This is a genomic window from Chitinibacter sp. GC72 (assembly GCF_009760905.1).
Classification (GTDB): Bacteria; Pseudomonadota; Gammaproteobacteria; order Burkholderiales; family Chitinibacteraceae; genus Chitinibacter.
The window spans coordinates 134,506-158,877 of sequence record NZ_VIRW01000006.1 but is presented as its reverse complement, the minus strand read 5'-3'; the positions used below and the strand labels follow the sequence as shown (position 1 = coordinate 158,877).

Genomic DNA, 24,372 nt, shown 5'->3' with positions numbered 1-24,372 from the left:
ACCATTTGTTCGCTCATGCGTAATATTTTGCTCACGGTCTTGGGCGACTCTCCTTCGTGCAAAGCCAATAAACCCAAGGCGCGTGGGCGAAAATTGGCGTGATGATGCTGTTGCGCCATGCTCTCTAACATGACGATTTCATCGGGCGTGAGTGGTTGACCTAAAAGATTACGTTTCAAGCTTGGCTCCTATGAAGAGCCTATTTTGAAGCAAAATTCATTCCAATTAGTTGCAAGGAACTACTTACTTGTATCTGACATATTTTGCTGGAAGTTGGATGCGGCCACTAACCAAAACATATCAAGTGATGCTTGGCGAGTACTTCTTGCTGGCAATTATGTGGAGTCTGACTTTCAAAATTTGATTTCCAGATTAGTCGAGAAGTATGAGACGCGGCTATTAGTTTTTATCGAATCCTCATATGGAGGCTCTGTTGCGATGATTTGTAGGAATATTGTCTTTGGCGAAACTAGAAACAGCCCGCTTAGCGCAGCGTAATTGGATTTTCATGGGTATTGCCTTGTAGATATTTGTAACGCGGTAAGTTGGGCATTTCGTAGACTGGGCTAAGCTTGCGCAGCCCAGTGTTTACCGTGTGTCAGCGGTGCAAGCAAATCTAAGCCTTGGTATTGCTCTATATGACTTTATTCAAAAGTCCTGCAGCGCAATACCCTTCTTTAAATATCTTTGCTCACAAACTCAGATCTATCCCGACCGAATGAAAAAACCATTCCCCCTTCTCCGTCACCTTGGCGCTTTGCTGATGGCCGTGGCCATTGCTGGTGGATCTACGCGGGTGGGTGTATTGCTGTCAAAGTCGATGTGCATAGCCTTATAAGGCCAGTCGAGGTTCGCGCTGATTGATGTGAAGTCACCTGCTGATTGGCGGGTTACGCCTTCGGCTAAGCATGCCCTACGCAACAGAATGGTTCAGCGCAGCGGTTCCGCTGAAGCCTTCTATGCCCACGATCCAGCTAGCAATCGCCAGCGGCTCCGTGAGCCCAAAAGGATGTGGCGAATTTGGGTGTATGCAGCAGCTCCGGCTTCAATCAGGTCTGTTGTGGTATAGCTTGCAGTTTTGCCATTTCTCTATCCACGATTGAGCATCTTTCATGTTGCAATCTATGGGTATGTTTCTATAGCTGTTTTTAATCAATGGCTTCAGCCATATACCCATGATTGGTGTGTCAGCTGCCCGGCCATTTCAATGTTCGCAGCAATCCCGAAGTCTTGTGGGAGTTCTGGTTTGGGTTTGCCAGTCATGCCCGTGGGTGTGATCCGCGTTCATTGTTGCGGACTGGCTAAAAAGCCGGGCATTAAAAAACCCGCACCAGCTAGGCTGGATGCGGGTTTGTGTATCAATCGGCCTGCGCAAGCGCAGGCTGAGATTGATTACAGAGAGTAGTACATATCGAATTCAACTGGGTGCACGTTCATGCGTGAACGAGTTACGTCGTTCATTTTCAGTTCGATGTACGCATCGATCCACTCATCAGTGAATACGCCGCCACGAGTCAAGAACTCACGGTCTGCATCCAAAGCTGCCAATGCTTCGTCCAGAGACGCGCATACGGTAGGGATCAATTTGTCTTCTTCTGGTGGCAAGTCGTACAGGTTCTTGTCAGCTGGATCGCCTGGGTGGATCTTGTTCTGGATACCATCCAAACCGGCCATCAGCAACGCTGCGAAACACAGGTATGGGTTAGCCAACGGATCCGGGAAACGCGCTTCGATACGACGACCTTTGTCGCTAGAAACGTGAGGAATACGGATAGACGCTGAACGGTTCTTCGCAGAGTAAGCCAATTTAACTGGCGCTTCGAAGTGAGGAACCAAACGACGGTACGAGTTAGTACCTGGGTTAGTGATCGCGTTCAGTGCTTTAGCGTGCTTGATGATACCGCCGATGTAGAACAGGGCAGTTTCAGACAGGCCAGCGTAGCCGTTACCTGCGAACAAGTTTTTGCCGTCTTTCCAGATTGACTGGTGAACGTGCATACCTGAGCCATTGTCGCCAACGACTGGTTTTGGCATGAACGTTGCAGTTTTGCCGTATTGGTGAGCCACGTTATGAACAACGTATTTCAGGATCTGAGTCCAGTCAGCACGTTGAGTCAAAGTCGAGAATTTAGTACCGATCTCGTTCTGACCAGCATTGGCCACTTCGTGGTGGAATACTTCAACAGGCACGCCCAATTCTTCCAGCACGATAACCATCGTTGCGCGGATGTCTTGGTGGCTGTCAACTGGAGGAACTGGGAAGTAGCCGCCTTTAACGCGTGGACGGTGACCCAAGTTGCCGCCTGCTGGTTCGTCAGCAGTAGCCCAAGCGCCTTCGTCAGAGCCGATCTTAACGAAAGTACCTGACAAGTCAGTGTTCCAACGGATGTTGTCGAAAATGAAGAATTCTGGCTCTGGACCGAAGAATGCAGTGTCACCAATGCCTGAAGTTTTCAGGTAGGCTTCAGCGCGTTTAGCCAAAGAGCGTGGGTCACGATCGTAACCTTTACCAGTAGCTGGCTCGAGAACGTCACAAGTGATGAACACGGTTGGTTCGTCAAAGAACGGGTCGATTTTAGCAGTTGATGCATCTGGCATCAGCAACATGTCTGAAGCTTGAATACCTTTCCAGCCGGCGATTGATGAGCCATCAAAAGCGTGGCCAGTTTCGAACCATTCTTCATCAACGACGTGTGAAGGAACAGTTACGTGTTGCTCTTTACCGATGGTGTCGGTGAAGCGCAGATCAACGAAACGGATGTCGTTATCTTTAATAAGCTTGAGAACGTCGGCTACAGCCATGTTGTCGCTCCTAGTTGGGACAAGTGAAAACAGGAAATGGGATACTGCATGTGCGCTGTTGCGCGTCATTTTGCTGCGTGTGCGCTGTTGCGCACTGGACGGCGTTACTACAAGCACAAACCGTGCCAAGCGGTAAAACAGCTACCAGCTATTGTGCCACAAGTATTTGCGTTCGCGCATGCTTCTTGTTGGTGATAAGTCGTGGTGCATTGGGGTGGAAAGTGCACTGTTATGGTGCGCTTGGTGTGCGTTGTGCTCGTGCCCTCCCTTGTTGGCGCATTTGTTCTAGTAAGGCAGTGTCGATTGCTTGGCGCATCGACTGCTCGCGCCATAGAATGGAGGCCGATCAAGCCCCGCTTGCGAGTCAATTCATAAAAAGGTGATGTATGAGTCAAGCCAATGAAATTCTCCAAACCGCCCGTGCCCGCGCCGCCAGCGCCGGGTTGCCCTATGCCGGTGCCGTTACGCCCGCCGAGGCATGGGCTTTAGTGCAGTCTTTGCCCGCTGTGCACATTGTGGATGTGCGTACGCACGCGGAATGGCAATGGGTGGGCGTGGTGCCGCAGGCCGAACTGATTGAGTGGAAATCGTACCCGGGCATGGCTAGCAACCCCAATTTCCTGACGCAGCTTAAAACCAAGGTTGACCCGGAAGCGGTGGTGATGTTTTTGTGCCGCTCCGGTGCGCGCTCGCACGACGCCGCCATTCTGGCTACGCAGCATGGCTATGCCGCGGCAATGAATATTCTGGAAGGCTTTGAGGGTGACAAGGACGAAAACGAGCAGCGCGGCCACAAAAACGGCTGGCAAGCCGCCGGTTTGCCGTGGAAACAAGGCTAATTTGTGACGGCAAAGGTGTAAGGCGTGAGGCGTGCAGTGTAAACTACGCCTCACTTTTTATTTGCGCCGCGATCTAATCCATGACCCAAGCCACTTATGTTGTGATCGGCAACCCGATTGCCCATTCCAAATCGCCACTGATTCATGCTGCGTTTGCTGCGCAGTTTGCTGGCCATCCGGCGGTAGCAGGATTTCTGTACGATAAATTGCTCGCGCCGATGGATGGCTTTGTCGCGTGCGTTGCGCAATTTGCGGCGGCTGGCGGGCGTGGTGCGAATGTGACGGTGCCGTTTAAAGAAGAGGCCTTTCGTCTGACCGAGACTTTGAGCGAACGAGCCCAGGCTGCAGGGGCGGTCAACACCTTGCAACTGCAAAGCGATGGTAGCTGGCTGGGTGACAATACCGATGGCGCAGGTTTGGTTGCCGATGTACTACGACATATTGATATACAGGGTAAACGTATCTTGCTGCTGGGCGCAGGTGGCGCGGCGCGCGGCGTGATACTCCCCTTGTTGGCGCAAGAGCCGGCGAGCTTGACACTGGCCAATCGCACATTTGGCAAGGCGCAAGCGCTGATTGCGCATTTTCAGCCCAATACGCCGATTCCTCTGCAAGCCTGCGAATTCGCGGCAGTTGCGGGTCAGTTTGATCTGATCATCAATGCCACCTCCGCCAGCCTCGGCGGCGAGCGCTTGCCGATTGCCGATTCAGTCTTTGCGCCTGTTGCCCTCGCTTACGACATGATGTATGGCAAGGCTGAAACGCCGTTTCTGGCGCAGGCCCGCGAGGCGGGCGTGACGCAGCGCGTTGATGGATTGGGCATGCTGGTGGGGCAGGCGGCCGAGGCGTTTCATTTGTGGACCGGCTTGCGCCCGGATGTAGCGCCGGTGCTGGACTGGATGCGTGCCCAGCTGTAACGCCAATATCACCATGGGTGTTGCCCTCTAGGTTTTGTATTAATTGATTTGTGGGGCAATACCCCCGTTGGTTTAAGATGAAAAATATCAGTATGGCTGGCTGGATAGGGCGTGGCGTTTTGCTGCTGCTGGCGCTGTTTCTGGCCTGGAATCTGTGGATGTTGCTGCATATTATTGCGTGGCGCTGGATTAATCCGAGCGACACCGCATTTATGAGCACCCAGCTTGAACGCTTGCAGGAAATCAATCCCGACGCGCAATTGAAATTCGAGTGGGTCGATTACGACCAAATTTCGCCCAATCTGAAACGCGCGCTGGTCGCCTCTGAAGACGCCAAATTTCTCGATCACGAAGGTTTTGACTGGGAAGGCATGCAAACGGCGTGGGAAAAAAACATCAAGAAAGGGCGAATTGTCGCCGGTGGCTCGACGATCAGTCAGCAATTGGCCAAAAATCTGTTCCTATCCGGCAGTCGCAACCCCTTGCGCAAAATGGAAGAGGCGATTCTCACCGTGATGATCGAGGCTGCATGGGATAAGCGCCGGATTTTTGAAGTGTATTTAAACGTCATCGAATGGGGTGACGGCGTTTTTGGTGCAGAAGCTGCGGCGCGTCACTACTATAAAACCAGCGCCCAGCGGCTTGGCCGTGCGCAAGCGGCCAAAATGGCGGCCATGGTGACCAATCCGCGTTATTACGATACGCACCGCAATGATCGCCGCCTGCTGCGAAAAAGCGCCATCATTCAGCGCCGGATGGCTTACGCCGATATACCGTGATTGATCCGCACCGCAATGATTGGCCTGCTGAAACTGGCTTGCCGCAGACGCCACACAAGAAAACGAGGATGAGCATGACTTTGAAAGGTTGGCGCAGTGACTGGGCGGTGGGTCTGATTGTCGTCGTACTGTTTGCCTTGCTGTGGCAAACCACGCCGCTGATCCGTGATCTGGAAAGCAAGGCCTATGATCAGAGCATGCGCTGGATTAGCCGCGCACCGTCGACGCGCATCGCCATCATCGGCATTGATCAGACCAGCCTTGATAATCTGGGGCGCTGGCCGTGGTCGCGCGATATTCATGCTCGGCTGATTGATCAGCTGCACGCCGCTGGCGCGTCGCAAATTTTATCCACGGTGTTTTTTACCGAGCCGCAGCGTGATCGTGGCCTCGATTATCTGCAGCAGTTGGCCGCTAAAGTAGCCGCCCAGCCCGACTATTATCCCCCCGAGTTGCCCACCGAGCTGGCGCAAAATATTGAAAAACTGAATGTCGATCAGCAGTTGGCCGCCAGCATTGGCAAGGCCGGCAATGTCATGCTGCCGATGTTGTATTCGCTGGGCGCGCAAAGCGGTAATCCGGATGCCGAGCTGCCCGATTTTATTTTGCGCCAGGAAATCGATGCCGAGGGCGACCCCGCTCGCGGCCAGCCGCGCTCGGTGATTATGCCGGTGGTGCCGGTGCCGGAAATCGGCGAAGTCGCCAAAGCGGTGGCGCCGCTGGTGTTTGATCAGGATGCCGATGGTGTTGTGCGCGCCTTGCCGCTGGCGCTGGTGTATTACGACGCGCTGTTTCCCAGCTTTTTTACGCAAGCGAGCGCCCAGGCGCTGAATGTGCCGCAGCGGCAAATCCGGCTCGATTTCGGCCGAGGCCTGCAGCTGGGCTCGCTGCGCTGGCCAACCACGCCCGAAGCACAGGTTTTCCCGCATTTTTATGCCGATCAGCAGGGCCAGCCGGTGTTTGTGGTGGATTCGTTTTACGATGTGCTGGCGGGCAAAATTGCGGCCAGCAAATATCGTGACAAGATTGTACTGATCGGCGTTACCGCGCCTGGCCTGGGTGATACTTTGAGCACGCCAGTGGAGGCCAGCAGTAGCCCGGTGGTGATGACGGCGCAAGCGATTTCGGCCCTGCTCGAACAGCAGGTGTATCGCACCCCGGCGTGGGTGGTCTGGTTTTCTGTGACGCTGGTCTTGCTGGTGGCCTTGTATCTGGTGATGGTCTTGCCGCGACTGCGTGCGCAAGCCGGGGCAGTATCGACCGCTGGCGCTTTACTGGCCTTGCTTGCAGGGCAATACCTGATGATGTATTCAGCCATGCTCTGGCTGCCGATGATGGCACCGGCCTGCCTGCTGCTGATCGGGCATCTGGCGCTGACAACCAAGCATTTTCTGCTCACCGAAGCGCGCGAGGAAAAATCGTCGGCCGAATCGGCCGAATCAAACCGCATGCTGGGTCTGGCGCTGCAAAATCAGGGGCAGCTCGATATGGCGTTTGACAAGCTGCGCCGGGTGCCGCTGGACGAGGGCATGATGGAAGTCATGTACAATCTGGCGCTCGATTTTGAGCGCAAGCGCCAGTTTAACAAGGCTGAGTCGGTTTACCGCCTGATGCATGCGCATGATCCGCAGTATCGTGATCTGGTAGAAAAAATGAAAACCGCCAGGCAGATGTCCGAAACAGTCATTCTGGGTGCAGGCGCACAAGGCGGGACACAGATTTTGCTCGATGGCGATGTGGTCAAGCCGATGCTGGGACGCTATCAGCTGGAAAAAGAGCTGGGCAAAGGCGCGATGGGAACGGTTTATCTGGGGAAAGACCCCAAAATTTCCCGCAGCGTTGCGATCAAGACCATGGCCTTGTCGCAGGAGTTTGAAGCCGATTTACTCGCCGAAGCGCGCGAGCGTTTTTTCCGCGAAGCCGAAACCGCAGGGCGCTTGAATCATCCGAATATCGTCACGATTTTTGACGCTGGCGAAGAGCATGATCTGGCGTATATCGCGATGGAGTTTCTGGCCGGTGAAGACCTGACCCCGTATACCAAGCCTGGCCAGTTATTGCCTTTGCTGGAGGCCGTCACCATTGTGCGGCAGATCGCTCAAGCGCTGGATTATGCGCATCAAGCTGGCGTAGTGCATCGTGACATCAAGCCTGCCAATGTGATGTATGACCGGAAAACCCGGACGGTCAAGGTCACCGACTTTGGTATTGCCCGTATCACCGACTCGTCCAAAACCAAAACCGGCATGGTGCTGGGCACACCATCATTCATGTCGCCTGAGCAGTTGGCTGGCAAACACATCGACGGACGTTCGGATCTGTTTTCGCTGGGCGTTATGCTGTATCAGCTGCTGACGGGCTACCTGCCGTTTGTCGGGGAGTCGATGGCCGAGTTGATGTTCCGGATTACCCAGCAGCCGCCAACCGACCCTCGCAATTACAATCCGAAAATTCCGGCGGTCGTGATTAAAATCATCATGAAAGCCTTGGAAAAAAATGCCGACGCACGCTTTCAGACAGGGGCCAATATGGCGAGTGTATTACTCAAACTAGAAGAAGCAATCAAAGGAGCCGCGAATGCGAAATCTGTCGAGCGCCCTTGAGATTGCGGGTCGCACCGATACGGGCAGGGTGCGCGAGCACAATGAAGACGCCATTTTCTTTGATCCCGACTTGGGCCTGGTTGTGCTGGCCGATGGTATGGGAGGCTATAACGCGGGCGAAGTGGCCAGCGGCATTACCATTGAAGTGATTGCCGAGCTGATGCGTGCGCAAATCTCCGCCACGCCGCCGCATATCAAGACTGCCGGCAGCTTGTTGCCTGTGGCGCATGAAATGCTCTTGCTGGCGATAGACAGAGCCAACAGCCTGATTTACCAGACCGCGCACGAACATCCCCAGTGCGCCGGGATGGGAACAACGGTGGTGGCAGGCCTGTTTTATAATAACCACTTGGCACTGGCCCACGTGGGTGACTCGCGTGCTTACCGCTGGCGCAACGCGCAATTGGTGCAGCTGAGCAAGGATCATTCTTTTTTGCAAGAGCAGATCGATGCCGGTCTGCTTAGTCTGGAAGAAGCCCGGCACGCCCCGTATAAAAACCTGGTCACCCGGGCGGTGGGCGTGAATGAAGTGGTGCAAACCGAGTTGCGCGAATACGAGGTTGAAGTCGGTGATGTGTATCTCTTTTGCTCCGATGGCTTAAGCGATATGCTCGAAGACGACTCAATAGCGCAATTGATCGGCGTATTTAAAGACCAGTTACCCCAAGCCAGCAATGTCCTGATCGAGCACGCCAACGCAGAGGGCGGGCGTGACAATATCTCGGTTATCCTGATCAAAATCGTTCGCGATTTTCAGGTGGAAAGCAAAATCTGGAACAAGGTCACTGGCTGGTTTGGCGGAAATGCCTAGCCGGGAATTGAATGGATCAAATTCCGCCGGGACTGCGTATTGAAGTGCTAGCAAGTGCTGCAATCAATACTCAAGCGATCCCGGTGACTAACAGCATGAAATGGAATCGTCGCTAATGGCAAAATTGGTATTAAGTCTGGATGGGCAGATTATTCAGGAGTTCCGCCTGACCCGCCCACGCACCACGATAGGGCGCAGGCCGAATAATGATATCCAGATTGATAATCTGGCTATTTCCGGCCTGCATGCCGTGGTGGAAGTGGTGGGGCAGCTCTATTTTGTCGAAGACATGCAAAGCACCAATGGCGTTGTACTCAATGGCGAAAAAATCAGTCGCCATCCGCTAAAAAGCGGTGATGAACTGGTGCTGGGCAAGTACACGATTGCCTTCTTCCGTGATCCGGTGGCCGCCGCGCGCCAGGAAGAATTTGAAAAAACCATGGTCATGTCAGCGCCAGTTGCAGGCGTTGCGCCTGTTCAGAAAGCCAAACCTGCCAGAGCGCCAGAGCCAGCGCGTGCAGGCCAGCAAGCGGTGATCAGGGTACTGACCGGAGCCAACGCCGGGCGCGAGTTAATCCTGAGCAAGGAAGTCACTTCTTTGGGCAAGGCCGGATTGCAGGTGGTGGCTTTGAGCAAACGCGGTAATGATTACTATATTACGCATATCGAAGGCGATCACCGCCCCTTGGTCAATTCACGCGAAATTTCGGAAAAGCCGCAATTACTCGCTGAAGAGGATCTCATCGAAGTGATGGGAATCAGGATGGCATTTTTCTTTAGGTAAACCATGAGCTGTCAATTACGCGTTCTCGGTTGCAGTGGTGGTATCGGTGGCGACAACCGCACCACCGCGTTTCTGCTCAATCAGCATGTGCTGATCGATGCAGGCACCGGCGTGGGCGATCTGCAACACGCTGAGCTATTGGCGATTGACCATGTTTTCCTGACTCATGCTCATCTTGACCATATTGCCTGCCTGCCTTTGCTGCTCGATTCGGTGGTTGGCTCGCGTACTGAGCCGATTTATGTCCATGCCAGCGAGCAAACGATCGAATTGTTGCGCAAGCACGTTTTTAACTGGCTGATCTGGCCTGATTTTTCCGCTATCCCCAGCGTTGAGCAGCCCAGCCTGATTTTTGTCGAACATGAATTAGGTCAGCCTTGTCAGGTGGGTGAGTTGTGCATTACGCCTTTGCCCGCAATTCATACCATCCCGGCCGTCGCGTTTTTGCTGAGCTCCGATTCTGCGTCTATTGTATTTAGTGGCGATACGATTGCAGGCGATGAATTCTGGCGCGCCGTAAATCAAGTCGACAATTTGCAGGCTCTGATTATTGAAACTGCATTTGCCGATAAAGAGCACGCGATTGCCGATGCCGCCAAACACCTTTGCTCCAGCACGCTGGCCGAGCAGTTGCAGCAATGGCGAGGCGGTGCGGAAGTACTGATCACTCATTTAAAGCCCGCAGACAGCGAGCTGACAATCCGTGAAGTGCTGCAACTGGATCATCTCCACCCCATTCGTCGTTTGCTGCAGGGCGAAATTATCGAGTTCTGACTATGACCACCTCACCTTCCGCGTTGACGCTCGACTTTATGCAAGCGTTGCAAAGTTTGACCACCAAAATACATGCAACGAGCCATCTGGACGAAATTCTGATCGAGATCAGCGCACCGATGTGTCAGGTGTTCTCGTGTGAGCGAATTACGCTGTACACCGTGAGCGATGACGGCAAGGATTTGCTGGCCAAGGTGAAAACGGGTCTGGAAGGCGTCAAGGAGCTGCGCATCCCGATTAATGATCGCAGCATTGCCGGTTTTGTCGCCAATCATAAGCAGCAGCTTAATATCGCCAATGTGTATGACGAGGCCGAGCTGCAATCCTATTCCGGCAGTCTGCAATTTTTACAGCTGGTCGATCAGAAAACCGGTTTTCATACCCGGGAAATGCTGGTCGCCCCGATTCTGAATGACGGTGATGGCGTGCTGCTGGGGGTGGTTCAGCTGATCAATAACCGCTCTCAGCAGCCATTTGTTGAGCCCATGCTGCAAGGGATTGGCTTGCTGGCCAAGACACTGGCGGTGGCTTTCAGGCAGCGGCAGAGTACGGCTTATCCTTTTGTTCCGCAGCATAAATATCAGCAGCTGGTCGTTTCGGGAGCGCTATCCCCCGCGGCCTGGCAGGTAGCTTTGCGCGAGGCGCAAAAAAAACAGCAGGACATCGAAAAAGTGCTGCTGGAGGGTTACAGCGTCAGTAACGCCCAGATTGGCGCTTCGCTAGCCCTGTTTTTTGGTCAGCCTTACGAGCCATTCCGGCGCGAGCGCATCAAGCCGCTGGATATTCTGAAAAATCTCAAGCGCGAATACCTGGCCGAGCAGCAATGGATACCGATTGATGAGTCGGCTGAGGGCGTGGTGGTGATGACGACCGATCCGGAGCGCGTGCGCGGTGGTGCCTTGCAGTTCTTTGGTACGCGCAAATTGCAGATTCGCGTCACAACCCGGCAGGAGTTTTTGCAAACGCTGGAGCAGTTTTTTGGTGTACTCGATGTCAGCACAATCGATACGCTGCTCGATGACATGAATGCCGAGGACGAGGCAGCCCCGCTGACGGTCGATGAAGTCAGCGCCGCACAGGATAATGAAGTGGTTCGTCTGGTGAACCAGATTATTGTAGACGCACACAAGCAGGGCGCATCGGATATTCATATCGAGCCCTATCCTGGCGCTGCCAAAACGCAAATCCGCTTCCGGCGTGACGGGCAACTGGTGCATTATCGTGAGGTGCCATCGGCTTACCGCAATCCGCTGGTCACTCGCATCAAAATCATGTGCGATCTGGATATTAGCGAGCGGCGCAAACCGCAAGATGGCAAAATCAAGCTCAAAAAATACGTCCCTACGCTGGATATCGAGCTGCGCGTTGCAACAGTGCCAACGGCTGGTGGCCTTGAAGACGTGGTGATGCGTATTCTGGCTGCCGGTGAGCCATTGCCTTTGGAAAAGCTGGCTTTATCCGAGCGCAATCTGCAGCGCCTCAAATCAGTTGTTGACAAGCCATACGGCCTCTTTTTTGTCTGCGGCCCAACTGGTTCGGGTAAAACCACCACACTGCATTCGGTGCTGAAATACCTCAATACGCCAGAGACAAAAATCTGGACTGCAGAAGACCCGGTGGAAATTACCCAGCAAGGACTGCGGCAAGTGCAGGTCAATAGCAAGGCCGGTTTGAGTTTTGCTTCCATCATGCGCTCTTTTTTGCGCGCCGACCCTGATGTCATCATGGTGGGCGAGATGCGCGACGCCGAAACCACCAGTGTGGGTATTGAGGCATCGTTGACCGGGCATTTGGTGCTGGCCACACTGCATACCAATAGCGCTCCCGAATCGATTATCCGCCTGCTGGATATGGGGATGGATCCTTTTAATTTTGCCGATGCCCTGCTGGGTATTCTGGCGCAAAGGCTGGCGCGGCGTTTGTGCCCGCATTGCAAAACGGCTTATGAGCCGGACGCAAAGGAAATCGAGCAAATGCTGGCTGAATATAGCAGCGATTTGCTCGGTACACCGCAGTGGCAGGCCGACCCTGAGACGGCTAGTCAAAATTTGAAGGCCGAATGGCAGCAAGCCTATGCACCCAAAGGCCGGTATCAGCTTTATAAAGCCAAAGGTTGTGACGAATGTGGTGGCACGGGCTATAAAGGGCGTGTCGGTTTGCACGAGTTGATGGTGGGCACGGATGCGGCCAAAAAGCTGATTCAGGAGCACGCCCGTGTGGCCGAGCTGCTGTCCTGCGCGCTGGACGAAGGCATGCGCACCTTGAAACAGGATGGCATTGAAAAAGTCATGCAGGGTATGACCGACATGGCCCAGATCAGGAAGGTCTGCATCAAGTGACCCCATGGGGGTATCAAATGAATGAACAAGAATTACAGCAGCGCCTGAACAAACTCAATGCGATTGGTGTGGCCTTATCGGGTGAAACGCAGATCAAGCGTCTGGTCGAGAGCATTCTGGTTGCTGCTACCGATCTGGTGCGTGCTGATGCGGGCACCTTGTATCTGCTTAAAGACAATGCGTTGCACTTTGAGATTTTGCTCAATACCACGCTGGGGCTGGCGCAAGGCGGCACCAGCGGTATACCCGTCACGCTGCCGCCCGTCCCGCTGACGTTGGCAGATGGTCGCCCCAATCTGGCTAATGTGGTGGCGTGCGCCGTCAATCAAAATTGCACGATCAATATTGTAGATGCCTATACCAGTGCGGATTATGATTTTTCAGGCACTCGCCGTTTTGACCAGCACTCGGGCTATCATTCCAAATCGTTTTTGTCGGTGCCGATGCGCGACCATGAGGGGCGCATTATTGGCGTGCTGCAGCTGATCAATGCCTTGAATGATCTGCATGAAATTGAGGCATTTACCCTCAATGATCAGCATCTGGTCGAGTCGCTGGCGTCGCAAGCGGCGATTGCGCTCACCAATCGGCGGCTGATTCTATCGTTGCAGAAACTGTTTGAAGGGTTTATCAATCTGATCAATCTGGCGATTGACGATAAATCACCCTACACCGGCGGCCACTGTCAGCGTGTGCCTGAGCTGACCATGATGCTCGCTGATGCAGTCAACCGCTGTACAACGGGCGAGCTGGCGTCATTTTCAATGACCGAGCGCGATCGTTATGAATTGAAAATCGCAGGATTGCTCCACGACTGCGGCAAAATCACCACGCCGGTGCATGTGGTCGATAAAGCTACCAAACTGCAAACCATTTTTGACCGGATCGAGCTGATTGATACGCGCTTTGAAGTACTGTTGCGCGATCTGGAAATCGCCTTGCTACGCGGGGTGATCACTGCCGAGCGCTACGAACAGGAGCGTCAGGATCTGCTCGCTGATCGCGATTTTATCCGCGCGGTGAATAAGGGCGGTGAAATGCTGCCCGATGTAGATATTGCGCGCATTGCGGCGATTGCCACCCGGAGCTGGCAACCTGTTGCTGCTAGCACGGCACAACACTTTTTATCGGCCAATGAGCAGGAAAATCTGTCGATCCGCAAAGGCACGCTGACTGCTGCGGAGCGCGACATTATCAACCGGCATATTGAAATCACCATCCAGATGCTTGAGGCACTTCCTTGGCCTGCGCACCTGAAAAATGTTCCCGAATATGCAGGCGGGCATCATGAGCGCATGGATGGTAAGGGCTATCCACGCGGTCTGAAGCGCGAGCAAATGAGTGTTCAGGCGCGGATTATGGGGATTGCCGATGTGTTTGAAGCCCTGACCGCGCGCGATCGGCCTTATAAGGACGGGATGAAGCTCTCGGTGGCGCTAAAAATACTGACGCGCATGGCGTGCGAGCAGCATGTCGACAAGGAGCTGCTCAAAATTTTCCTGCGTGAGCGGGTCTGGTTTGACTATGCCACGCGCTTTTTGAATCAAAGTCAGTTTGATGAGGTGGATATTGCCGCGCTGCTGGCTCAGCTGGAGGTCTGAATTTCGGGTCTCTGGTCTACGAAATGTGTAATTTAGCGTGGCATAAATAAAAACGCCGCGCAAAAAGCGACGCAGCACAACATGGCAAACAGGCCGAGTGATTGCGTGGCCACAAAGAAATAGCGCCACACACGGCTCTCTATCCTTTTCCAGTCACCGGTTCTTTGCGCATACCAGATCCCGGCCATAAAGCCGCCCATGGCTTCGTAATCATTGAGAAAAACGTCAATGCGTGGCGGCAGGGCGTCGCTGTAATTATCTTTGAGGTAGCTATACATCATCGACGCGAAGAGGGCATACAGCCCGCCGCCGAGCAGCGCACCCAGAATCAGAAACGGCAATCCAAAGCTGAAAAACCAGGCATTCATCGATTTGTCCTTATTGCTGCGTGGAGTGAATGCTGCTTACTTTGGTTTTATTTGCGCTGCTTGTCAATTTGCTTTCAGTGCTTTGGGTTTTCCTGCGCCAGGCTGAGTTGGCTTTAATGGGTATATTCCTGAAGCGCTTATTCATCATGCGCTGCAAGCATATACCTATGGTTTATTTTTTGCTCTTGTCCGCTTGCTTGGCGTCTTTTTTGGCAACTGCCGGTTTGGGCAAATCGTCGCCATTGACATAGGCTTTTTTGATTTCATCGGCCAGCTGCAGCACCGCCGTCGCATACAGCGTGCTCTTGTTGTAGCGGGTAATCACGTAGAAATTGTTAAAGCCCAAAAAGTGCTGGATAAAGCCCGGCTCGGTTTCCAGCGTGTAGAGCACCGCTTGCTGCTTGGTGTTGATTTCATTAATCGGCATCACGCCTTTGGCGATTAGCTCGTCTACGGTGTATTGCAGCTTGAATTTGTCGGCGACTAATTGGCTTGGGTCGCCATTGAAATTGACCGCGGTGTAGGTGTCGCCGCCGTCTTGCCAACCGTGCTGATTCAGGTAGTAGGCCACCGAGGCCATCGCGTCACCGGGGTTGTTCCAGATGTCGTGGTAGCCGTCCTTATCCCAGTCTTGCGCCCATTTGCGAAACGAGGTGGGCATAAATTGCGGCCAGCCCATCGCGCCGGCGTAGCTGCCTTTAAAGCTCAGCGGGTCTTTTTTCTCTTCGCGGGCGAGCAGGAATAATTGGGTGAGCTCGCCTTGGAAATACGCGGCGCGGCGCGGGTAATTAAATGCAATGGTCGAAAGCGCATCGACAATACGGAAAGAGCCGGTGTATCGGCCGTAATTCGTTTCTGCACCTAGGATTGCGAGCAATACCTCGGGGGCAACCTGGTATTTGCGTGTGATGTCACCAATCAAGATCGCATTTTCGCGCCAGAATTTAGCACCATTGTTGATGCGGGTTTTGTTGACGAAATTAGCTTCAAATTCATGCCACGGGCGGCTGGTGGAGGGTTTGTCCAGAATATTGATGATATTGCCTTTGAATTCGGCCTGCTGCAGCCAGCCAGCGATTTCTTCGGGCGCAAAGCCGTGATCCATCGCAGTTTTGTTGATGTATTGCTGCACTTCAGGGCGGCTGATTAATTCATCGTCGGCCATGATGGCGGTGCTGCTGAGGGTGAGGAGAATGGCTGCGGCTAAGGTTTTGAAATTCATTGTTCGCTCAATTTTGGGGTCATGTTCAGCGCGCTGACGCTGAATTGGGCACAGGCCGTTGCTTCACCTGCGCCGGATTAATTGGGTTAATTCGTTTAATTAGACAGGGCCGAGCTCAGCAACTTGGCGGTAATGTCGACAATCGGTATAACACGCTCGTAGGCCATTCGCGTCGGTCCAATCACGCCCAGCGTGCCAACGACTTCGCCATTGACTTGATACGGTGCGGTAATCACCGAGCATTCATCGAGCGGGGCCAGGCCCGACTCGCCACCAATATAAATCTGCACGCCTTCGGCGTGGTGGCCTTGCTCAAGTAACTGCAATAGGGCGGTTTTTGTTCAAAAAGTTCAAATAGCTGGCGCATGCGCTGCATATCGCTAGAAAAATCGTGCAGACCCAGCAATTGGTGCTCGCCCGCAATCACCATATGTTCGCTATTGAGATTGCTGCTGACTGCCACGGTGGCATTCATCAGGCTGGTCAGGTCTTGCTTGACGCGAATCACATCGCTTTGCAGCCAGCCCAGTAGATTGCTTAGTGTTTTGCCAGCGCAATGTTCATTTAAAAAATTGGCGGCGTTGATCAATTCATTGGGCGCAAAGTGGCGTTCGGTTTGTACGATGCGGTTTTGCACATCACCATCGTTCGTCACCAAAATCAGCAATACGCGCTTATCGCCCAGTGGCAAAAATTCGATCTGTTTTAAATGCAATTCGCTGCGCTTGGGCGTCATTACCACGCCGGCAAATTGCGTTAACTGTGACAATAATTGCGAGGCCGCCACAATGCTGTGTTGCGGATTATCATTGGGTAGCGTGTGCGTGCTGGTAATCTGGATTTGCTCCAGCGGCTGCACCGCCAGCAAAGTATCGACAAACAGTCGATAGCCTTGCGCGGTGGGAATCCGCCCCGCCGAAGTATGCGGGCTGGCGACCAGCCCCAGCTGCTCCAGATCGGCCATCACATTGCGGATGGTGGCACTACTGACGTCCAGCCCCGAAAATTGCGACAGCGCTTTCGAGCCCACGGGCTGGCCGTCGGCGATATAGCGCTCAACCAGAGTTTTGAGCAGGATTTGAGATCGGTCGTTCAGATGCATGGCTTACCTAGGGTCTACGAGGACGATCAACAAGGAACGAAAAAACGACTATGTCAGCTCGAAAATAGCGAAAAACCAGAGTTTACTCAAATCAAGCAAGCCATTGCGCCGTTTTAAACATCGCAATAGCGGCTGGGCCGCTGATTTTCGCGAGATTTTACCTGTTCTTTGGTATATTAATGCGGCTGCGACTCTATTAATTCAAGCCTCCGACGCCATGCACAGCCTATTCAAAACCATCGCCCTTGTGGGCCGCCTCAATACCCCATCCTTGGGCGACCCGATTCGCCGCTTGGCGGCTTTGCTTGAGTCTTGCGATGTCAAAGTCCTGATTGAAGGCAAAATCGCGCAAGAGCACGAGATTAGCGCCTACCAATGCGTTGATCGTGACCACATCGGCAAACTGGCTGATTTAGTGATTGTGCTGGGCGGGGACGGTACCATGCTGTCTGTCGCACGGTTATTGGCCCCGTATCGTATACCTCTGATGGGTATCAATCAGGGGCGGCTGGGTTTTATGACTGATATTCCATTGCACGAAATGGAAAAGTCAGTACCCAATATTCTGGCGGGGCAGTTTGTGCCTGAAGAGCGCATTTTGCTTGAGGCCAGCATTTTGCGCGAAGGCAAAACGATAAATACCTCGCTGGCTTTCAACGATGTGGTATTCAGCCGTGGCTCGATTGGCTCGATGATTGAGTTCGAGATTTTCGTCGATAGCCAGTTTGTTTACAGTCAGCGCTCGGACGGTCTGGTCGTATCAACGCCAACCGGCTCAACCGCCTACGCGCTCGCCTCCGGCGGCCCGATTTTGCACCCGTCGCTGCCGGCGATTACCTTGGTGCCGATCTGCCCACAATCACTATCGAACCGCCCGATTGTGGTATCCGAAAACGCCCAAGTTGAATTCCTACTGACCCGCGGCCAAGACGCGCGGGTGTATTTCGATAATCAATCTGATTTTGAATTGCAGGAAATGGATAAAGTCCTGATCCGCCGCTATACCAATTCGCTGCGCATCCTGCATCCGCATGGGTATAGCTATTACGATATGCTTCGCGCCAAGCTGCGCTGGGGCGAGAAGTTGTTATGACCACAGCTGGAAACTACTGCGAAGCTTGCAATCTGCCTTATAAAAATGGCTCAAAGCCCTCATTTACAAATGTAAACTTCGGGATTTCGCCATTTTTATGCCTTGTACTCAAGCTTCTCGCTACGTTTCCAGCTCGCTTTTTATTCTTGTCTAGTAGGCCGAAAAAACTGATTTTGCAGTTAATCGCCCACATCCTGTTTTTCCCTCTTGTCCAAAATCCAAACTTCCCCTAAAGTGAACGTTCGTTCTTATTGAGGCGTGCCGCTACCATGCTGTCTGCTCTGCATTTACGCGATTTTGTCATTGTTCGTGAACTTGATCTGGATTTTGCCAATGGCTTAACGGTGTTGACTGGTGAAACTGGCGCGGGTAAATCAATCATTATCGATGCGCTGGGTTTACTGCTCGGCGAGCGTGCTGATGCGGGAGTTGTGCGTCATGGCTGCGAGCGCGCTGAATTGTCGGCTGAGTTTGCAACTAGCAATCTTCCACAAGTGGCGGCGTGGCTTAGTGAGCAGGGATTTAGCGATGAGGGCGATCAGCTGCTGATTCGCCGCATTATTGACGCCAGTGGTAAATCGCGTTCATTCATTAACGGCAGTCCGGCCACCTTAAACCAGCTTAAAGCCGTCGGCGAATGGCTGGTCGATATTCATGGTCAGCATGCGCATCAATCACTATTGCGCCACGATGCGCAGCGCGAATTGGTTGATGCGTATGCGGGCGCGACCAATTTGGCGCGTGATGTGGCTAAGCGTTATCAACATTGGCACAGCCTAGCGAACGAGCTGCAATCGGCTGAGCAAAACGCCGACCGTTTTGAGGCCGAGCGCGAGCGGCTGCAGTGGCAAATTGATGAAATTGGCGGCTTGGCGATTGCGGCGGATGAATGGCCGGAATTGCAGGCCGAGCACAAGCGCTTGCACCACGCCGCCAGCCTGATCGAAGGCGTACAAAGCGGTTTGGACGCGCTTTCGGACGGCGATGACAATTGCCAGAGCTGGCTGGCCACCGTCGCGCATCGCTTGAGCCAGTTGGCGCAGTACGATCCGGCGATTAATGAAACGCTGGAACTGCTCGCTGGTGCTGAAGCGCAATTGTCTGAGTCGGTATCCAGCCTGCGCCACTACGCCGATAAGCTCGAACTTGACCCCGATCGTTTGGCCGACGTTGAGGCGCGTATGGATGCGCTATACCGCACAGGGCGTAAATACCGCGTTGATCCGTCAATGTTGGTCGAGCAGCTCGCTGAGTGGCAGGCACGTTTGGCTGAATTGGGCGGCGAAGAGGGCCTCGATGCTTTGCGCAAACAAGTGGTCGATGCAGAAGCGGCGTTCCGCCAGCAAGCCGAAACACTATCGAAAAAACGCGCGAAAGCGGCCAAAACTTTATCCAAACTCGTCACCGAGCAAATGCAAACGCTGGCGCTGTCGGGTAGCCGCTGTGAAGTGGTGTTAATCGAGCAAACGCAGCCGGCGGCGTTTGGCCTAGAGCAAATCGAATTACAAACCGCTAATCACCCTGCATCGCCATTGCGGCCAATGGCGAAAGTGGCCTCGGGTGGCGAATTGTCGCGCATTAGCTTGGCGCTGCAAGTGGTCACCAGCCAAGTGGCGAACGTGCCGACGCTGATTTTTGACGAGGTCGACGTCGGTATCGGCGGGCGCGTGGCCGAGATTGTTGGCCGTTTATTGTCTGAATTGGGCGCGAGCCGGCAAGTCTTATGCATTACGCATTTGCCGCAAGTGGCGGCCTGTGGCGCGCAGCATTTGCAAGTGGCGAAAGCGCAGGCCAAAGATGGCGTACACAGTAGCATTGCGCAGCTTAGCCATGAGCAGCGCATCGAAGAAATCGCGCGCATGCTCGGAGGGCTGGAAATCACCGACACCACACGACAGCACGCGGCCGAGATGTTGGCTTAGGTCGATCGCTTGGCGGTATCATAGGCAGCTTGAAAAGGCGTTGGATACCGATGAGTGATCTTGAATTTATGCAGGCAGCGCTCGCTGAAGCGCAAAAAGCCGCCCATTTAGGCGAAGTGCCCGTTGGCGCCGTGGTGGTTCATCAAGGTCAAATCATCGCGCGTGCGCACAATCAGCCAATTGCGACGCATGACCCGAGCGCGCACGCCGAAATGCTGGCGATTCGCGCCGCGGCCCAAGCTTTGGGTAATTACCGCCTGAGCGATTGCGAGCTGTATGTCACGCTCGAGCCTTGCATCATGTGTGCTGGCGCGATTTTGCATTCGCGCCTCAAGCGTGTGGTGTACGCCACGGACGACACCAAAACCGGCGCGGCAGGCAGTGTAATTAACCCATTTGCCGAGCCCAAACTCAATCACCAAACGCAGATCGAATCTGGCTTGTGCCAGCATGAAGCCAGCGTGCTGCTGAGTGATTTTTTTGCTCAGCGGCGGCAAACGCAGAAAAAAGCCAGCCGCGATATTCAAATTGCGGGTTTGAATAATCTGCGCGATCTGGGCGGGCTCAAGACCGCCGATGGTCGTACGGTAAAAATGGGGATGGTGTTTCGCTCCGAGCAATGGTTTGGTTTGCCCGAAACTAGCCTGCAAGCCGCGCAGGTATTGCAGCTGCGCAGCGTGTGGGATTTTCGCTCCTACGGCGAGCAAGTGCGCCATCCCGACCCGCACCTGCCGGGCGCGGAAAACTACTGGCTGGATGCGCTAGCCGATACCGAGCAAACCCTGGCTTTCGACGTGGCGCAAATGCTAGAGCGCCCTGATTTGCTGCAACAGCATCTGGGCAATGGCGCTGCTGAGCAAATGATGCTGGCGCTGTATCGTGATCTGGTGACTAGCCCAACGGCGCAGCAGGTATATGCCCATTGGCTAGGTACAATATGCTCTACAGAGCAATACCCCTTGCTGATTCACTGCACGGCAGGCAAAGACCGTACCGGCTGGGCGAGCGTCCTGTTGCTCAGCATCCTGGGCGTGCCCCACGAGGCCATTTTGCGCGATTATCTGGCCAGCCACGACAAGGTGATTGCCAAATACCAGCCGCTGATCGAGCGCTGTGTGGCGGCTGGTGGCGACATCCACATTCTTCACGCCATTTTTGGCGTGCAGGCGCACTACTTGAAAGCCGCCATGCACGAAGTGAAAAAGCAGGCCGGTTCGATGCCGCGCTATCTTGCCCATGTCTTGGGGCTGACTGCTGATCAGCAGGCCGCACTGAAAGAGCGCTTGCTCTCGGAGTAATTAATTCCATTGGTCAGCAGGGAGCAGCTTTAAAGCATGTATTTCGTCGGCGACAAACATAGCTTGAATCAGCATGTTTGAAAGGAGATGCGCATCATGCGCAACATATTGCTGATTTCTGTCGCCTTGCTGTGTACGACGACTGCGCTGGCCGATGCGCTCGACGACAGCGCACAACGTACCAATACCATTGCGGCCAAGCAAAATAGCCAGCAAGTGGGCGAGCGTCTGGCGGCCAATTACTCGCAGTTGGCAGGCTCGACACACAATGCCACTGCGCTGGTGAGCGGGCTGCGCTCGGGGCAAAATATCACGCTGACCAGCAATACCGGCACCACAAGCACGATCACCGGGGCAGGCAAAGGCATGGGCTGGGGCGAAGTGAATATTGCTTTATCGTTGGCGCAAACCAGCTTGCAAAAGAGCAATATCAGCAACCCGACTTCAGCCGAGTTGGCACAGGCCATATCAAATATCACTTCTTTACGTGCATCGGGTATGGGCTGGGGGGCGATTGCCAATTCAATGGGGCTTAATCTGGGCAGTGTCGTCTCCAAAAGCCGGGCCAACGAGCGCGCTTTATCGCAGCAAAACCGCCGTAGCGAAGTGGTCAAAAACCAGTCTATGGATAAAAAATCCAGCCAGCATCAGGGCAGCAAAGACAAGGCGAACAGCGGGAAATCAACAGGGCCAGGCTCCGATAACGGAAAAGGTGGCGGGCAGGGTGGTGGACGCGGAAACGGCGGTGGAAATGGTGGCGGTAACAGCGGTGGGAATGGTGGTGGAAATGGTGGAGGAAATGGTGGAGGAAACGGCAACGGGGGTGGCCGCTCCTAACCCTGGGTTGTCCTGGTGTGTAAAAATGCCGCTAGCTTGCCAGTGCAGATAGTGCCCACAAACTGGCATCAATCTGGATCCGGTTAAATGCTGCGCTATCGAGCTGGCATTGAGCCAGCAAGTCTCCAAAAGGCCCGCCCAATTCGCTGCGCTCAGCCAGCTGCAGATAGGGGGTGAATGTAGTTGCTTTGTCTTGCAGTGTATCGCTGATGATGCCGGGTGGATTTAGTTCTGCCAGCAGCAGTGAGCGGGGTACACGCAGCAAAAAATCCAGCAGCGAAAACAGCCCGGTCAGAAACAATAATTCGCAGTCACTCGCACTAAACCGCGTGGCCGCAGCCAGCTCCATCAGTCGTGCACGCGTCAGTGCCGTTTCCAGTAGCGTCTGGTCCAGCTCCTGATCGCCTTTGCAGGAAAACAGCAGCAAAGACAACCAGCGGTATAGGCGCTGATTGCCAACCACGAAGATCGCCTGATCCAGATTGCTGATGGGCTGTGCCAAACCCAGCGCTGCAGAACTAACATAGCGCAGCAGGCGCGCATTGAGAGCCGGATCGCTTTTCAGCTCGGCAGCAATAATTTTTGCATCGGTGTTTTGACGCACCAGATTGAGCACCTGATTCAGGCGCAAAAAGCTGTCGGGAAAGCTCAATTGCTGGGCCTGCGGCCAATTGAAAACGGATCCGCTAACGTAGTCGGCACCCAGCTGGAAGCAGGCCTCCGCCGCTTCACGGCTGTCGATGTCGTTAACCCAGAGTTGGGCATTCGGCGCAATTTTCCGGCACTCGTGAATCTGCTGGCTTAGCACGGCAAAATCAGGCGATTGCACATTGAGTTCAATCAGGGCAAGGCGTTCACCAAGCTGGGGCTGGCTAAGGTGCCAGCGTTTGGCAGTGGCACCGATGCTGTACTTGGCTTGCAAATCATCCAGTACGGTATTGATGTCGATTGCGCGCCAGTCGGGTTCGCCGTGCGCAATAATCGTGATCGCCGTGCTGTCATTAAAATGATGCTGGCTAATTAGTGGCAGATTTTTCCAGTGCACGCCCAGCCAGATGCCACTGCTCATTGCTTGCGTTTCCAGTAGGCGCTCTATTTCGCACAGCAGCACTTCATCATGGCTGTATTCCTCGCCCTGATTTTCGTGGTGAGAGAGCTCGCGCAAGGTGAAGCTGTAGGCGGCAATTTGCCAGCGGGTGTTGTAAACCGCCCGCCGGCGCAGCAGTCCCGGTAGTGACGGCTCCACAGACACGCGGGGAGTGGCTGGCGTGCCAACGGGTGCCGGGGTGGGCGGCTCAGGCAGGATTTTGTTTAATAGCCAATTGAGCATGCTGATGCCCTCACCGGAATGAATGGTTCAGCATAGTGAGCATTATGCAGTGCTACCAGTGCCACCCGACGCCTGCCTTGCTCTTGGTTTGCGCCATTGTGCTGCAATGGTAACTCAGGGGAGTACCCCGAGTCATCTCTTAGCCGTAGACGGGCTGAAACAGATCGCGCAAGCCTTGCCCTGGTGATGGCTGGCGCATAAAAGCCTCGCCAACCAGATAGGTGTGCACATTGTGATCCTTCATCAATTGCACATCGGCAGTGGTGTGAATGCCGCTTTCGCACACCGCAATGCGGCCATCGGCAACGATGCGGGGTAGCAAATCGATGGTCGTTTGCAGGCTGACTTCAAAGGTGCGCAAATTACGGTTGTTCACGCCCAAGAGCGGTGTTTTCAGGTGCAGCGCCGCGTCCAGCTCTTCGGCATTGTGCACTTCAACCAGCACGCCCATGCCCAGGCCATGCGCAATCGCTTCAAAATCCTGCATTTGCTTCACATCGAGTTCTGCGGCGATCAGCAAAATGCAATCGGCACCCCAGGCGCGCGCTTCATAAAACTGGTATTCATCAACCATAAAGTCTTTGCGCAGGGCTGGAATACTGCACGCCGCACGCGCCGCTTTCAGGTAATCGGCATGGCCTTGGAAATACTGCACATCAGTCAGTACCGACAAGCACGCTGCGCCATTGGCTTCGTAATCAGGCGCAATCTCGGCCGGAATAAATGGATCGCGCATCACGCCTTTGGATGGGCTGGCTTTTTTGATTTCAGAAATCACCGCCGCTTTACCCGCCGCATGCTTAGCACGAATCGCCGCGACGAAATCACGGTGATCCTTATTCGCCTCAGCCTGCGCGCGGATTTCCGTAAGCGGGATTAGTTTTTTGGCCGCTGCCACTTCTTCAAACTTAGTGGCCCAGATTTTTTTTAGGATGTCGGACATGGGGTTCT

At 54.0% G+C, this 24,372-nt stretch carries 18 protein-coding genes and 1 pseudogene; 13 read left to right on the top strand and 6 right to left on the bottom strand.

Translation table 11 applies throughout. The features are described 5' to 3' along the window. Positions 1 to 1,392: 1,392 nt before the first annotated feature. The gene (glnA, locus tag FLS37_RS08055) at positions 1,393 to 2,802 is read right to left on the bottom strand and encodes a type I glutamate--ammonia ligase (RefSeq protein ID WP_157669355.1); all 1,410 of its coding nucleotides are present in this window, start codon (positions 2,800 to 2,802) and stop codon (positions 1,393 to 1,395) included. Positions 2,803 to 3,188: 386 nt separating this feature from the next. On the opposite strand from glnA, the gene FLS37_RS08050 reads away from it, so the two are divergent. The 9 genes from FLS37_RS08050 (at position 3,189) to FLS37_RS08010 (ending at position 14,249) form a co-directional block, all read left to right on the top strand. Then, complete coding sequence (locus FLS37_RS08050; protein ID WP_157669353.1) at positions 3,189 to 3,641, top strand: rhodanese-like domain-containing protein; 453 nt, start codon at positions 3,189 to 3,191, stop codon at positions 3,639 to 3,641. Positions 3,642 to 3,721: 80 nt separating this feature from the next. Next, positions 3,722 to 4,558 (top strand): shikimate dehydrogenase, encoded by an 837-nt coding sequence (gene aroE / locus FLS37_RS08045; RefSeq protein ID WP_157669351.1) that lies wholly within the window; start codon positions 3,722 to 3,724, stop codon positions 4,556 to 4,558. Between the two features lie 77 nt (positions 4,559 to 4,635). After that, positions 4,636 to 5,337: a monofunctional biosynthetic peptidoglycan transglycosylase gene (mtgA, locus tag FLS37_RS08040; protein WP_374756835.1), complete on the top strand. Its 702-nt coding sequence runs from the start codon at positions 4,636 to 4,638 to the stop codon at positions 5,335 to 5,337. A gap of 74 nt (positions 5,338 to 5,411) precedes the next feature. Beyond that, the gene (locus FLS37_RS08035) at positions 5,412 to 7,940 is read left to right on the top strand and encodes a CHASE2 domain-containing serine/threonine-protein kinase (protein ID WP_198314538.1); all 2,529 of its coding nucleotides are present in this window, start codon (positions 5,412 to 5,414) and stop codon (positions 7,938 to 7,940) included. Further along, the gene (locus FLS37_RS08030; protein WP_157669347.1) at positions 7,915 to 8,751 is read left to right on the top strand and encodes a Stp1/IreP family PP2C-type Ser/Thr phosphatase; all 837 of its coding nucleotides are present in this window, start codon (positions 7,915 to 7,917) and stop codon (positions 8,749 to 8,751) included. The genes FLS37_RS08035 and FLS37_RS08030 overlap by 26 nt, the downstream gene beginning before the upstream one ends. 115 nt (positions 8,752 to 8,866) lie before the next feature. Next, complete coding sequence (locus tag FLS37_RS08025; RefSeq protein WP_157669345.1) at positions 8,867 to 9,535, top strand: FHA domain-containing protein; 669 nt, start codon at positions 8,867 to 8,869, stop codon at positions 9,533 to 9,535. A 3-nt stretch (positions 9,536 to 9,538) separates the two neighbouring features. Continuing rightward, positions 9,539 to 10,309 carry an MBL fold metallo-hydrolase gene (locus FLS37_RS08020; protein ID WP_157669344.1) on the top strand — a complete coding sequence of 257 codons (771 nt, stop codon included), beginning with the start codon at positions 9,539 to 9,541 and terminating at the stop codon, positions 10,307 to 10,309. Positions 10,310 to 10,311: 2 nt separating this feature from the next. After that, a complete protein-coding gene (locus FLS37_RS08015) occupies positions 10,312 to 12,648 on the top strand; it encodes a GspE/PulE family protein (protein ID WP_157669343.1) in 2,337 nt (778 codons plus the stop codon). A 17-nt stretch (positions 12,649 to 12,665) separates the two neighbouring features. Continuing rightward, positions 12,666 to 14,249 carry an HD domain-containing phosphohydrolase gene (locus FLS37_RS08010; RefSeq protein ID WP_157669341.1) on the top strand — a complete coding sequence of 528 codons (1,584 nt, stop codon included), beginning with the start codon at positions 12,666 to 12,668 and terminating at the stop codon, positions 14,247 to 14,249. Between the two features lie 32 nt (positions 14,250 to 14,281). Here FLS37_RS08010 and FLS37_RS08005 read toward each other — a convergent pair whose 3' ends face one another. From FLS37_RS08005 to hrcA, 3 genes and pseudogenes are all read right to left on the bottom strand, one after another. Continuing rightward, positions 14,282 to 14,617 carry a hypothetical protein gene (locus FLS37_RS08005; protein WP_157669339.1) on the bottom strand — a complete coding sequence of 112 codons (336 nt, stop codon included), beginning with the start codon at positions 14,615 to 14,617 and terminating at the stop codon, positions 14,282 to 14,284. Positions 14,618 to 14,789: 172 nt separating this feature from the next. After that, entirely contained in the window at positions 14,790 to 15,839 is a 1,050-nt protein-coding gene (mltB, locus tag FLS37_RS08000; RefSeq protein WP_157669338.1) for a lytic murein transglycosylase B, read from the bottom strand. Positions 15,840 to 15,934: 95 nt separating this feature from the next. After that, positions 15,935 to 16,941: pseudogene (gene hrcA / locus FLS37_RS07995) on the bottom strand (heat-inducible transcriptional repressor HrcA). Between the two features lie 217 nt (positions 16,942 to 17,158). On the opposite strand from hrcA, the gene FLS37_RS07990 reads away from it, so the two are divergent. The 4 genes from FLS37_RS07990 (at position 17,159) to FLS37_RS07975 (ending at position 22,091) form a co-directional block, all read left to right on the top strand. After that, positions 17,159 to 18,034, top strand: coding sequence for an NAD kinase (locus tag FLS37_RS07990; RefSeq protein ID WP_157669373.1), 876 nt, complete (start codon positions 17,159 to 17,161; stop codon positions 18,032 to 18,034). A gap of 269 nt (positions 18,035 to 18,303) precedes the next feature. Continuing rightward, positions 18,304 to 19,956 carry a DNA repair protein RecN gene (recN, locus tag FLS37_RS07985; RefSeq protein WP_157669337.1) on the top strand — a complete coding sequence of 551 codons (1,653 nt, stop codon included), beginning with the start codon at positions 18,304 to 18,306 and terminating at the stop codon, positions 19,954 to 19,956. Between the two features lie 50 nt (positions 19,957 to 20,006). Then, the gene (gene tadA / locus FLS37_RS07980) at positions 20,007 to 21,254 is read left to right on the top strand and encodes a tRNA adenosine(34) deaminase TadA (protein ID WP_157669336.1); all 1,248 of its coding nucleotides are present in this window, start codon (positions 20,007 to 20,009) and stop codon (positions 21,252 to 21,254) included. A gap of 96 nt (positions 21,255 to 21,350) precedes the next feature. Then, complete coding sequence (locus FLS37_RS07975) at positions 21,351 to 22,091, top strand: hypothetical protein (protein WP_157669335.1); 741 nt, start codon at positions 21,351 to 21,353, stop codon at positions 22,089 to 22,091. 31 nt (positions 22,092 to 22,122) lie between these two features. On the opposite strand, the gene FLS37_RS07970 is transcribed toward FLS37_RS07975, so the two are convergent. Further along, entirely contained in the window at positions 22,123 to 23,421 is a 1,299-nt protein-coding gene (locus FLS37_RS07970) for an EAL and HDOD domain-containing protein (RefSeq protein ID WP_157669334.1), read from the bottom strand. A gap of 139 nt (positions 23,422 to 23,560) precedes the next feature. Beyond that, the gene (gene trpC / locus FLS37_RS07965; protein ID WP_157669333.1) at positions 23,561 to 24,364 is read right to left on the bottom strand and encodes an indole-3-glycerol phosphate synthase TrpC; all 804 of its coding nucleotides are present in this window, start codon (positions 24,362 to 24,364) and stop codon (positions 23,561 to 23,563) included. Between the last annotated feature and the right edge of the window lie 8 nt (positions 24,365 to 24,372).

What these genes read in the sequence shown, in the direction of transcription:
- FLS37_RS08035 (WP_198314538.1), top strand. Translation starts at nt 5,412, where the DNA reads ATGACTTTGAAAGGTTGGCGCAGTGACTGGGCGGTGGGTCTGATTGTC.
- FLS37_RS08025 (WP_157669345.1), top strand. Translation starts at nt 8,867, where the DNA reads ATGGCAAAATTGGTATTAAGTCTGGATGGGCAGATTATTCAGGAGTTC.
- FLS37_RS07975 (WP_157669335.1), top strand. Translation starts at nt 21,351, where the DNA reads ATGCGCAACATATTGCTGATTTCTGTCGCCTTGCTGTGTACGACGACT.
- recN (WP_157669337.1), top strand. Translation starts at nt 18,304, where the DNA reads ATGCTGTCTGCTCTGCATTTACGCGATTTTGTCATTGTTCGTGAACTT.
- mtgA (WP_374756835.1), top strand. Translation starts at nt 4,636, where the DNA reads ATGAAAAATATCAGTATGGCTGGCTGGATAGGGCGTGGCGTTTTGCTG.
- mltB (WP_157669338.1), bottom strand. Translation starts at nt 15,839, where the DNA reads ATGAATTTCAAAACCTTAGCCGCAGCCATTCTCCTCACCCTCAGCAGC.
- FLS37_RS07970 (WP_157669334.1), bottom strand. Translation starts at nt 23,421, where the DNA reads ATGCTCAATTGGCTATTAAACAAAATCCTGCCTGAGCCGCCCACCCCG.
- tadA (WP_157669336.1), top strand. Translation starts at nt 20,007, where the DNA reads ATGAGTGATCTTGAATTTATGCAGGCAGCGCTCGCTGAAGCGCAAAAA.
- FLS37_RS07990 (WP_157669373.1), top strand. Translation starts at nt 17,159, where the DNA reads ATGCACAGCCTATTCAAAACCATCGCCCTTGTGGGCCGCCTCAATACC.
- FLS37_RS08015 (WP_157669343.1), top strand. Translation starts at nt 10,312, where the DNA reads ATGACCACCTCACCTTCCGCGTTGACGCTCGACTTTATGCAAGCGTTG.
- FLS37_RS08050 (WP_157669353.1), top strand. Translation starts at nt 3,189, where the DNA reads ATGAGTCAAGCCAATGAAATTCTCCAAACCGCCCGTGCCCGCGCCGCC.
- aroE (WP_157669351.1), top strand. Translation starts at nt 3,722, where the DNA reads ATGACCCAAGCCACTTATGTTGTGATCGGCAACCCGATTGCCCATTCC.
- trpC (WP_157669333.1), bottom strand. Translation starts at nt 24,364, where the DNA reads ATGTCCGACATCCTAAAAAAAATCTGGGCCACTAAGTTTGAAGAAGTG.
- glnA (WP_157669355.1), bottom strand. Translation starts at nt 2,802, where the DNA reads ATGGCTGTAGCCGACGTTCTCAAGCTTATTAAAGATAACGACATCCGT.
- FLS37_RS08030 (WP_157669347.1), top strand. Translation starts at nt 7,915, where the DNA reads ATGCGAAATCTGTCGAGCGCCCTTGAGATTGCGGGTCGCACCGATACG.
- FLS37_RS08010 (WP_157669341.1), top strand. Translation starts at nt 12,666, where the DNA reads ATGAATGAACAAGAATTACAGCAGCGCCTGAACAAACTCAATGCGATT.
- FLS37_RS08005 (WP_157669339.1), bottom strand. Translation starts at nt 14,617, where the DNA reads ATGAATGCCTGGTTTTTCAGCTTTGGATTGCCGTTTCTGATTCTGGGT.
- FLS37_RS08020 (WP_157669344.1), top strand. Translation starts at nt 9,539, where the DNA reads ATGAGCTGTCAATTACGCGTTCTCGGTTGCAGTGGTGGTATCGGTGGC.